Source organism: Brevibacillus panacihumi, from assembly GCF_003710985.1.
Lineage (GTDB): Bacteria > Bacillota > Bacilli > Brevibacillales > Brevibacillaceae > Brevibacillus > Brevibacillus panacihumi.
This window is the reverse complement of the sequence record NZ_RHHT01000050.1, coordinates 1-11,059: the sequence shown is the minus strand read 5'-3', so window position 1 is coordinate 11,059 and position 11,059 is coordinate 1. Positions and strand designations below refer to the sequence as shown.

Here is an 11,059-nt window from a genome sequence, read left to right as displayed (position 1 = left end):
AAACTACTTGACGGTTACAATCCTCTACGGAGAGGACAAGGTGGCTCGCGTATAATTCCTAAACTGTAGGTCGGAGGTTCGAATCCTCTCGGGGACGCCATTGGAAAGCCGCGCGATTGCGCGGTTTTTTCTTTTTACTTTGATACCCAACAGCCGTTAAGAGTCAATTACTGTAAGCGACGTGTAGATAAAACGACTGAAATTGAATTCTGCTAATTCAAAAAATAAATATTGAAATCGCTTTATTAGGCTGTTAATATCTAGTTAACCGATTCACGAAACCGATTTCCAAAACCGGTTTCCATGTTTCTGATACGAATGAATCCTGTATTTCTCAAAGAAATATGGAAAAGAGGAACTGATATTAATGAAAGTAACGATTGATGACGTGGCAAAAATGGCTGGGGTATCCAAGACTACGGTCTCCAGAATTCTAAACGGTCACTTCGAACATGCAACAGAAGAAACAAAGAAACGCGTATTGGAAGTGATTCGTGAATTGGATTATCGCCCGAACGCTTTGGCTAGAGGATTAAAGCAGATGCGGACCAATGTGCTGGGAATCATTTTGTCCAATTTGCAAAACCCGTACTGGACCAGGGTGCTGGAGGGTGTGGAGGACGCTTGTCGTGCTCTGGACTACAGTTTGATGATTTGCAACTCCAATGACGATCCTCAATTGGAGGAAGAGTACATCAGGGGACTGCAGATGAGACAAGTCGACGGGATCATTATTAACCCGACGATGAAAAATTTTGCCTTGTACGAGTCTTTGATTCGCAATAAATATCCAGTCGTAGCCGTCAACCGTAAAGTGGCCGAGTTGGAGCTGGATACTGTCGTCGTGGATAACGTCATGGGTGCTACACTGGCAATTGATCAGCTGTGCAAAAATGGTCGAAAAAATATCGCGATCATGGTGTACCCTCCTGAAGGCGTAAGTCCGAGACTCGAACGGATTGAAGGATATAAGCTGGGTTTGTCTCGCAATGGCTTGGCTGTGCGTGATTCGCTGATTCGGATTTTGCCCGAGAAAAAAGGGATTGTGAGAGAAGCCACCAAGGAGCTGCTTACACAATCACCAGAAGTTGATGCGATTTTTTCTACCAACAACATGATGACGCTGGAAATCCTCGAAGCAATCAAGGAGCAGAACCTGCGCGTGCCCCAAGATATTTCGCTTATCGGCTACGATGAGACGGTCTGGTCGAAGCATTTGGATCCTCCGCTGACAACGGTCAATCAACCAGCCTATGAAATGGGAGAGATCGCAGTAAAAAGTCTAATCAAGCGCATTCAGGCAAAGCGGCCTGTAAAACCCAAAACAACTTTGCTGGAACCCAATTTAATTATTCGCCGCTCTTGCGGGACGAAGTAGGAGGAATCATCATGGCGAACATCGGCTTTCGAATATTTCCAATCAGCAAGCGCCCTGCGAAGGAGCTTGTAGAACAATATCGGCACGTAGTCACTCCTCATATCAGCGATAACCTCAATCGGATGCATGGCGTGGCTGCCGGATTAACGCCTTATCATAAAGAAGGAAAGCTGGTCGGGACCGCTCTGACCGTAAAAACTCGGCCAGGCGACAACCTGATGGTGCACAAGGCGATCGACATGGCCGAAGCAGGAGATGTCATTGTCGTCGATGCAGGTGGAGATATGACGAACGCGATTGTCGGAGAGATCATGCTTCGAATCGCTCAGAAAAAAGGTGTGAGCGGATTTGTGATAGACGGGGCAATCCGCGATACCGAAGCCTTTAAACAGGACGTGTTCCCGGTATATGCAAGAGGAGTGACCCACCGTGGACCCTATAAAGACGGTCCAGGAGAAATAAACGTTCCTGTCTCGGTAGGAGGAATGGTGGTGCATCCCGGGGATATCATCGTTGGGGATGAAGATGGACTAGCCGTCGTTCCGGCGGATTTGGCTGAAGAGGTCCTGGCGCTCGTAAAAGCTCAACAAGCGAAGGAAGAAGCCATTCTTGCGTCCATTGCAGACGGAACCGTGGATCGCAAATGGGTGGATGAGACATTAAAGCAGAAGGGCTGTGAATTTGTTGGCATTACCAAGTAGATACAGCTGGGAAGGACTACAACATTTTTGTGAGCAGGTATTTATTAAAGCGGGTGTACCCGCACAGTCGGCAGCGATTGTGGCCGATTCTCTGGTACAGGCAGATTTGCGAGGAGTTGACTCGCACGGAGTGGTACGGACGGCAATCTACCTTAAGCGCATCGAAGCAGGAATGATTGATCCCTTTGCTGCCGTGGAGAAGGTGAACGAGAGCGAAGCGACCATTTTGGTAGATGGCCAGAACAACTTTGGCTCTGTGATCGGCACGAAGGCATTGGACCTGGCATTGGAAAAAGCCAAGAAGCATGGTGCTGCATTTGTCGGCGTAAAAGGATCCAACCATTTTGGCACCGGAGCTTACTACGTCAAGAAGGCCATCGAGCAGGATATGATTTTGCTGGTCATGTCCAACGCCTCACAGACGATGCCTCCAACTGGTGGCGTGAGACCTTTCATTGGAACCAATCCTCTAGCAGTCGGTGTCCCAAGTGGAAAAGAGCTGCCTTTTATTCTGGATATGGCGACAAGTGTGGTAGCGCGAGGCAAAATTATCGTTTCTGCACAAAAAGGCGAGCCGATCCCATTGGGCTGGGCCATCGATAAAGACGGAAATCCTACAACGGATGCCGAAGCTGCTCTGGAAGGATCTGTTTTACCTGTCGGAGGTCCGAAAGGCTATGCGATATCCATGTTTATCGATATTCTATCGGGCGTCTTAACAGGGGCCGGATTTGGCAAATACGTGAATAATATGTACGAAAATTGGGAGGAATCACAAAACGTCGGCCATGTCTTCATCGCGGTAGACATCAATCGGTTCATTCCTGTCGAGCAGTTTAAAGCGCGGATGGATCAATACATCCGGGAGATCAAGCAAGAGCCGAAAGCACCTGGGGTAGAAGAGATCTTGATTCCGGGTGAATTGGAACACCGGCGCAGCCTGGAGCGTAAAAAATTTGGTATCGAATTACCACCAAAAGTAGTCGAAGAACTCACAGCAATCGGAAAAACCTACGGAGTCGATTTGGCACAAGCAGAATTTGAAAAGGCGAAATAATAGGGGGTTCATCATGCAACTAAATCGTGTATTCCGATATGAAATTCCTACTATCATCGAGTTTGGAAACGGTTCCATCCGTTCACTCGCAGATCATGTAAAAGCTTTGGGTGGCAGCAAGGTCCTGATCGTTGCAGACCCGGGTGTAGTATCTGCCGGTGTCGTCGAGCGATTGGAAGAACCATTGAAAGAGGCCAATATACCCTATGTGATTTTTTCGGAGATCGAAGCCGACCCAGACATTTCGTCGGTAGAAAAGGGAACTGATTTGGCCAAAGCGGAAGGCTGCAACCTCGTCGTAGGGGTGGGAGGCGGCAGTTCGCTGGATACAGCCAAAGCGATCGGAACAATGCTGACGAACCCAGGGCATATCCGTGATTATGTCGGCATCAACAAGGTGCTCCAACAAGCAGCTCCGGTCATTGCTGTACCTACTACAGCAGGGACGGGCAGCGAGCTGACAATCTGGTCTGTGCTGTCGGACAAGAAAGAAAATGTGAAGTTGAGCGTTGGCAGTACATACAACTGCCCGACAATGGCGCTTTGCGACCCTGAGCTGACAATCAGCTTGCCGCCGCACGTGACAGCAGCAACAGGGATGGATGCTTTGACGCATGCTCTCGAGTCTTATGTGAATAAAGCGACGCAGCCAATCTCCGAGGGCATGTCCATCCAAGCGATGAAAATGATTGCGAAAAGCTTGCGCGCAGCGGTCGTTGCGGGGGAAAACCTGCAGGCCCGTCATGATATGCTGCTCGCCAGCCTGATTGCAGCGATGGCCTTTAACTCGACTCGCCTGGGGCTTGCTCATGCTTTGGCCATTCCGCTTGGCGCTCATTTCAAGATTCCTCACGGCACGGTAAACGCCATTCTTCTGCCAGAAGTCATGCAATTTAACCTGATTGGCAATTTGGAGAAGTTTGCGGAAATCGCATCGATTTTTGGGGAGAAGGTCGAGCATCTCAGTGACCGGGAAGCAGCAGAGCGTTCCGTCGTGGCGATTCGACAGTTGAAACAGGATGTCGGGATCACGCAGACGCTCTCAGACTACGGACTGAAGGAAGAGCACCTCGGTTTTATTGCCGAAGAAGCCATGCTGTCAGGCAATGTTCCCGTCAATCCACGCAAACCGACCTTGGAAGACCTGAAGCAAATCTGCAGAGCAGCTATGAAAAAGGATTGATCATTTCATAAAAGACAAGCTGGGAAGGGGAATTTGCAATGTCTCAACACGACATGCTGACTTGGCTGGACCAAAATGCGGGAAAAACGTACGGGAATTACATCAATGGACAATGGGTTGACAGCAGCAATGGAAAAACGGTTCCACTGTATCACACAGCCCGCAAGTCGCAGCTGCTCGGTTATTTTCCGGATTCTACTGAGTCTGATGTAGATGCAGCTGTTGTAGTAGCCAACGAAGCGTTCAAATCCTGGTCTACATTGCCTGCGCCGGATCGTGGCGCGATCCTGATGAAGTTTGCCGATCTGCTGGAGCGAGATATCGACGAACTGGCTTACATGCTGTCGGCTGAACAGGGAAAAGCCCTGGCAGAATCTCGTGGAGAGGTTGTCCGTGCCGCCAAGGAAACTCGCTTTGCAGCAGGAGATGCGATTCGGATGGACGGCGAGACTTTGCCTGGTGAGCGGACTCACGTGTGGAATTCGACGATACGACAGCCGATTGGAGTCATCGCCGCCATCGCTCCGTGGAATTTCCCTGTTGTCACACCTGTTCGAAAAATAGCACCTGCGCTTGCCTACGGATGTACCGTTGTGTTCAAACCGGCTTCTAACACACCGTGGGCAACGACCAAGCTGTTCTCGCTGCTTGCTGAAGCGGGTGTGCCAAAAGGTGTCGTCAATCTGGTGATTGGCAGCGGGTCGAAGGTTGGAGATCCGCTTGTAAAACATCCGCTGGTAAAAGGGATCAGCTTTACGGGATCGACCAAGCAAGGAGTGGCGATCCATGAAATCGCTGCCAAACGATTGGTGCGAACCCAGTTGGAGTTAGGCGGAAAAAATCCGGCAGTCGTGCTCGATTACGCCAATCTGGCAAATGCAGCAAAGCAGATTGTCGGTGCGGCCTTTGCTTGCAGCGGTCAACGTTGTACGGCAATCAGCCGGGTCATTGTGCTAAAAGATCAGGCTGAGGCTTTAACAAAGGCATTATTGGATGAAATCCAAATGATCACAGTAGGCCCAGCCTGGGAACAGAAGGCCAACATGGGACCGCTTGTAAACAAAAGCCATCTCGATTCTGTCCAAGAGTATTTGCGAATCGGCAAGGAAGAAGGGGCACGTCTGCTCGCGGGAGGAGAGATTCTTTCGGAAGGTGAGTATGCGCATGGCAGTTACATGACACCCGCCTTGTTTGACCAGGTGACTCCGGATATGAGAATCGCCAAGGAAGAGATTTTTGGACCAGTACTGAGTGTCATTGCGGTAGAAGACGAGAAGGAAGCATTTGAGATCGCCAATTCTGTCGAGTATGGGCTTGCCGCATCTGTCTTTACAGATAATCTTTCATCCGCATATCGCTTCGCTGAACAGATCGAGAGCGGGATGGTTCATATTAATCACGGTACAGCCAGTGCAGCTTATATGCCATTCGGTGGTGTAAAACAATCTGGGTTCGGCGCTTATTCGATTGGCAGTACCAACAAAGATTTCTTTACAGAATTGAAGGTCGTATACTTCCAATACGATTAATCGAAAAAATGGGGGAGAGATAGACATGAAGAAGTGGATGAAAGCAGCAGGTGTTTTCTCAGTAGCATTGTCATTGCTGGTTGGTTGTTCTTCATCGCCAGCTACCAATGAAGGAGGCAGTCAGCCGGCAGCAGGTGAAAGTAAACCGGCGGAGACTGCTGGTGCGGTAAAACTGAACTTGGGCCATGTATGGACAGCTTCTGAAATCCATTCACAAGCCGTAGAGCAGTTTGCAGCGGAAGTGGACAAGTTATCCAATGGTTCTGTCAAAATTGAAGTATTTGGAGATGGAACATTAGGGAAAGACAAGGACCTTCTTGAAGGATTGAAGGTGGGTACAGCGGATATCTGGATCGGGGGCGCGGGTGTTCTGTCCGGTTCCTCTGATGCTGCGAAGATTTTTACAGTACCTTTCATGTTTGAAAATCAAGAGCATTTTAACAAAGTGTATGACGGTGAAGTAGGTAAAGAAGTTTCAGCAGCCATCGAACAGCAGTCGGGATATAAAGTATTAACCTACTGGGATCGTGGTGCTCGTTGGCTGACTGTGAACAAAGAAGTGAAGAAACCTGAAGATCTGAGTGGATTAAAGATTCGCGTACCGGAAAGCCCTGTATTTGTAAAATCCTTCCAACAGCTAGGAGCTGCACCTACTCCAATGGCATTTGGCGAGGTGTACACAGCCATTCAACAAGGTGTGATTGACGGACAGGAGAATCCGCTGTCTCTGATTTATTCATCTAAATTCAGTGAAGTGAACAAGTTCCTGGTCAAGACGGAGCACGTTCGTGAACCGATCGCGATGGTCATCAGCAGTAACAAGTTCAATTCCCTCAGCCCAGAACAACAAAATGCTCTGATGGAAGCAGCGAATGGCCAAGCCAAAAAGTATGTCATCGAACAGGTGGATAAGGGCAACAGCGAGTTTTTGACCAAGCTGCAGGAGGAAGGTATGACTTTGGTTGAACCTGATCTGGCAGCATTCCAGGCCAAACTGGAAGGCTTCGTAGATACGCAATTCCCTGAAGTGAAGGAACTCTACGAAAAAATTCAGTCTGCCAAGTAAACAGTCACGAGCAATGGGGGGAAGGGCAATCCTTTCCCCCCTCCTCTCAGCCATTTTCGATGATCCCTGTATGTAATGAGGATGGATACATACGGGGGTGATTGAGAAGGAATGTAAGCATGCTACGTTACGAGGAGGACATATGAGACATGTAATTGCAGTAGCAGATCGCATGAACCGCTGGATCTTTAATCTGATTGCCGTCATCTTTGGATTGATTTCGCTGCTTACGATCTTTCAGGTTTTCGCCAGATATATTTTGAGAAACCCGCTAGTGTGGTCAGAGGAGCTATCACGTTACTTAATGATCTGGATCGTTTTTTTGGGTACGGCAATCGCTTTACGCAAGGGGCTTTTGATTTCTGTTGAAGTGATCCAACAGCTTGTTCCCAAAATGGTGAAAAAGGTGCTGGAGGTTATTACCGTCCTGGTTAATCTCGTTTTATTGTTCATTCTGATCAAATACGGCTTCGGCATCATGGCGAATCTGGTGGGGCAAAGCACAGGGGCTATGGATATTCCGGTTGCCTGGACGTATGCTGCGATTCCGGTAGGAGCAATTCTGGCCTTTTTGAACAGTATTGTTGTCCTGATCGAAATTTTTACAGAGAAAGGAGAGGAGAAGAATGGCGGGGATCTTATTCTCTAGTTTGATCATTCTGTTTGCGCTGGGCATCCCGGTCGCCTTTTCGATGGGACTAGCTAGTATCTTTGCTATGATGGACAGCGGGATATCTCTGCAAGTCGTGATCCAGAGAGTATTTTCCTCCCTTGACTCCTTTCCGTTGATGGCCATTCCGTTCTTTATCCTTGCCGGGAATATCATGCAGTACAGCGGAATATCGCAACGCCTGATCAACCTGGCTAACTCAATTGTTGGCCGCATGACGGGTGGATTGGGTATGGTGACGGTATTGACTGCGATGTTTTTTGCTTCGATTTCCGGGTCAAGTGCCGCGACGACCGCAGCAATTGGCAGCATCCTGATCCCGGCAATGGTCAAGCGAGGTTTCCCAAAGCCGTTTTCGACTTCTGTCCAGGCGGTTTCGGGTGAACTGGGTGTCATCATTCCCCCCTCCATTCCGATGATCATCTTCGCCTTGAGTGCAGGAACAGCGATCTCGATCGGGGATTTATTTCTGGCGGGTATCGGTCCTGGGCTTCTCATCAGCCTCTCTCTTATGCTGGTGATCTATCTCGTGAGCAAGCGAAATGGCTACGGTCAACAAGTGCTGAGCGCAGAAGAGCAAGAGGCGGAAGCAAAAATGTTGAGCTGGCAGGGAAGATGGGAAGCACTGCGCAAGGCGATATTGCCTTTGTTAATGCCTGTCATCATTCTCGGAGGAATCTATGGCGGGATATTTACACCTACAGAAGCAGCAGCAGTCGCAGTCGGATATGCGCTAGTCCTCGGTCTGTTTGTTTATCGTACCTTAAATCAGACAAAAATAATGGAAATTTTGCGCAGCTCGGTTTTATCGACGTCTGTTATCATGCTGATTATCGGAAATGCAGGATTGCTCGGCTGGGTACTTACGGCTGAAAAGGTTCCGAGCCTCGTCGCCAACTGGTTTGTCTCTATTTCTGACAGTCCTATCGTCTTCCTTTTGCTCGTCAATCTACTCTTGCTGCTGGTCGGGATGTTTCTCGAGACTGGGGCATCGATTGTCATTATTGCGCCGATTTTGACACCTGTTGCCATGCAATTCGGTATTGATCCGCTCCATTTTGGAATCATCATCATTGTGAATCTGGCGGTTGGAATGGTTACGCCACCTATAGGTGTTAACTTATTTGTCGCTTGCCAGATTGCTGGACTACGCATCGAACAAATCATGAAGGCGATGCTGCCGTTCTATTTGATTCTAATTATTGATATTCTGTTGGTAACCTATTTACCGCAGATATCTCTCTGGCTGCCATCTATCTTGAAGTAGAAGGGGGAACGGAATGAGAGTCGTAGTAGCACCGGATTCCTTCAAAGGTTCGATATCTGCCCGAGACTTATGCGCAGCTGCGCGCAGGGGCATTCATGCTGTGGATCCGGAGATTGAAGTGATCGAGCTCCCATTGGCAGACGGTGGGGAAGGAACCGTGGAGAACATGGTTTATTCCACCAAAGGCCAAACCAGGCTCGTACAGGTAAACGACCCATTGGGCAGGCCCATTCGAGCAGTCTATGGCATCCTTGGCGACGATGCTACAGTGATTATCGAAATGGCTCAGGCTTCTGGTCTGCCCCTGTTGAGGCCCGATGAGAGAAATCCGCTTATCACAAGCAGCTTCGGAACCGGGGAGCTGATCGTACACGCCCTGAACGAAGGCTATCGAAAATTCATCATAGGTTTGGGCGGAAGCGCTACCAATGACGGTGGAGTCGGCATGTTGAAAGCGTTGGGGGCTTCATTCTACGATCAGGATGGCGTTTTGCTACCGAAAGGCGGGGCTTCACTCGAAAAGCTTTCTTACATGGACCTCTCCGGATTGGACAAAAGGCTGCAAGAGTCTACCTTTACCATCGCCAGCGATGTGAACAACCCATTATGCGGTGCCAATGGAGCATCGGCTGTCTTCGGACCGCAAAAGGGAGCTACACCAGAGATGGTACAGCGTTTGGACATGGCGCTATCCCGTTTTGCTGACGTAGTAGAAAAGCAGCTGGGAGTCGATGTCCGTCATCTGCCCGGAAGCGGGGCTGCTGGCGGGATGGGGGCTGGCTTACTGGCATTCCTTCATGCAGAATTCAAATCCGGAATTGAGCTTGTCATGGACGCGATTCAATTTGAGCAAAACATACAAGTTGCCGATCTGATCATCACGGGCGAAGGGAAGCTGGACGAACAAACGATGGCTGGCAAGGTCATTGCTGGCGTATGCAAGAAAGCAAAGCCTTATCAGATACCGACTATCGCCATTTGTGGAGGCATGGAGCTGACTAGTGAGCAGATGGATGAGATCGGTTTGCTTGCAGGCTTTTCGATCGTGCCCAAGCCTTGCAGTCTCGATGAGGCGATGGAACAGGCTGAAGGATGGGTACAGGAGCGAGTGGAGCAGATAATAAGGTTCATGAAGCGGTTCGCATAGCGAAGTTTTCAGAGAGGATGGTGTACCTTGCGACCAAACGTATATATTACGAGACGAATTCCCGATAGCACGTTGGAGAAGATCAGCGAAGTCTGTCAGGTTGAGATGTGGGAGGAAGAAGACGTTCCTGTCCCACGCGACGTATTGGAAGAAAAAATCGAAAACATTGACGGTTTGTTCTGTCTCTTGACGGAGACGATTGACGAGGAGCTATTGCAAAAAGCGAAGCAGTTAAAAGTCATCAGCAATATGGCTGTTGGCTATAACAACATCGACGTAGCTGCGGCTACCGAAAAAGGCATCTTCGTGACCAACACTCCCGGCGTACTGACGGAAACCACTGCAGATTTGACGTTTGCCTTGTTGATGGCCACCGCACGCAGAATTGTGGAAGCATCTGATTTTCTGCGAGAGGGAAGCTGGAAAACATGGTCCCCGATGCTGCTAACCGGTCAGGATATCTATGGGGCGACGCTCGGGATCATTGGCATGGGCCGGATCGGCGAATCGCTGGCGAAACGGGCAAAAGGCTTTGACATGCGTATCCTCTACCACAATCGCAGTCGCAAGGAAGAAGCGGAAAAAACATGGGGAATCGAGTTTGCTGATCTGGACAGTTTGTTGCGGGAATCCGATTTTGTCTGTGTGATGACACCGTATACGGAAGAGACACGGAACCTGATCGGAGATAGAGAACTGTCCTTGATGAAAAAATCGGCGATTCTCATCAATACGGCCCGTGGCGGCATTGTCAATGAAGCAGCCTTGTATGAAGCGTTGAAACAGAACAAGATTTGGGCAGCGGGACTTGATGTATTTGAGCAGGAACCAGTCGATCCTGATCATCCGCTTCTGACTTTGCCCAATGTGGTCACGCTGCCACACATCGGCAGTGCGTCCATCCAGACGCGGACACGGATGGCAGAGCTGGCTGCGGCCAATCTGATCCAAGGAGTAATGGGAGAGACGCCGCAGAATCGCGTAAATCACGCTTAAAAAGAACGAAAGCTTCATCCCGCTTTGGGATCGAAGCTTTTTTGATGGTGTGCCCGGCATGGGCG

10 protein-coding genes are annotated in these 11,059 nt (G+C 49.4%); all 10 read left to right on the top strand.

The features are described 5' to 3' along the window. The first annotated feature begins 322 nt into the window (after positions 1 to 322). The 10 genes from EDM58_RS19860 to EDM58_RS19815 all read left to right on the top strand — a co-directional run bounded on the left by EDM58_RS19860 (position 323) and on the right by EDM58_RS19815 (position 10,994). Positions 323 to 1,378, top strand: a complete 1,056-nt coding sequence (locus EDM58_RS19860) for a LacI family DNA-binding transcriptional regulator (RefSeq protein WP_342769044.1) — start codon at positions 323 to 325, stop codon at positions 1,376 to 1,378. Between the two features lie 11 nt (positions 1,379 to 1,389). After that, positions 1,390 to 2,079, top strand: a complete 690-nt coding sequence (locus tag EDM58_RS19855; protein ID WP_023558995.1) for an RraA family protein — start codon at positions 1,390 to 1,392, stop codon at positions 2,077 to 2,079. Continuing rightward, the gene (locus tag EDM58_RS19850; protein ID WP_023558994.1) at positions 2,060 to 3,136 is read left to right on the top strand and encodes an Ldh family oxidoreductase; all 1,077 of its coding nucleotides are present in this window, start codon (positions 2,060 to 2,062) and stop codon (positions 3,134 to 3,136) included. Before EDM58_RS19855 ends, EDM58_RS19850 begins: the two co-directional genes overlap by 20 nt. Before the next feature lie 13 nt (positions 3,137 to 3,149). Continuing rightward, the gene (locus tag EDM58_RS19845; RefSeq protein WP_122914857.1) at positions 3,150 to 4,319 is read left to right on the top strand and encodes an iron-containing alcohol dehydrogenase; all 1,170 of its coding nucleotides are present in this window, start codon (positions 3,150 to 3,152) and stop codon (positions 4,317 to 4,319) included. A 38-nt stretch (positions 4,320 to 4,357) separates the two neighbouring features. Beyond that, positions 4,358 to 5,848, top strand: coding sequence for an aldehyde dehydrogenase family protein (locus EDM58_RS19840; RefSeq protein WP_122914856.1), 1,491 nt, complete (start codon positions 4,358 to 4,360; stop codon positions 5,846 to 5,848). Between the two features lie 25 nt (positions 5,849 to 5,873). After that, a complete protein-coding gene (locus tag EDM58_RS19835) occupies positions 5,874 to 6,914 on the top strand; it encodes a TRAP transporter substrate-binding protein (RefSeq protein WP_023558991.1) in 1,041 nt (346 codons plus the stop codon). Between the two features lie 142 nt (positions 6,915 to 7,056). Beyond that, complete coding sequence (locus EDM58_RS19830; RefSeq protein ID WP_122914855.1) at positions 7,057 to 7,563, top strand: TRAP transporter small permease; 507 nt, start codon at positions 7,057 to 7,059, stop codon at positions 7,561 to 7,563. Next, a complete protein-coding gene (locus tag EDM58_RS19825; protein WP_122914854.1) occupies positions 7,541 to 8,851 on the top strand; it encodes a TRAP transporter large permease in 1,311 nt (436 codons plus the stop codon). Before EDM58_RS19830 ends, EDM58_RS19825 begins: the two co-directional genes overlap by 23 nt. Positions 8,852 to 8,864: 13 nt before the next feature. Continuing rightward, positions 8,865 to 9,998, top strand: coding sequence for a glycerate kinase (locus tag EDM58_RS19820; protein ID WP_122914853.1), 1,134 nt, complete (start codon positions 8,865 to 8,867; stop codon positions 9,996 to 9,998). A 27-nt stretch (positions 9,999 to 10,025) separates the two neighbouring features. Continuing rightward, positions 10,026 to 10,994, top strand: coding sequence for a 2-hydroxyacid dehydrogenase (locus tag EDM58_RS19815; RefSeq protein WP_023558987.1), 969 nt, complete (start codon positions 10,026 to 10,028; stop codon positions 10,992 to 10,994). Positions 10,995 to 11,059: the final 65 nt, after the last annotated feature.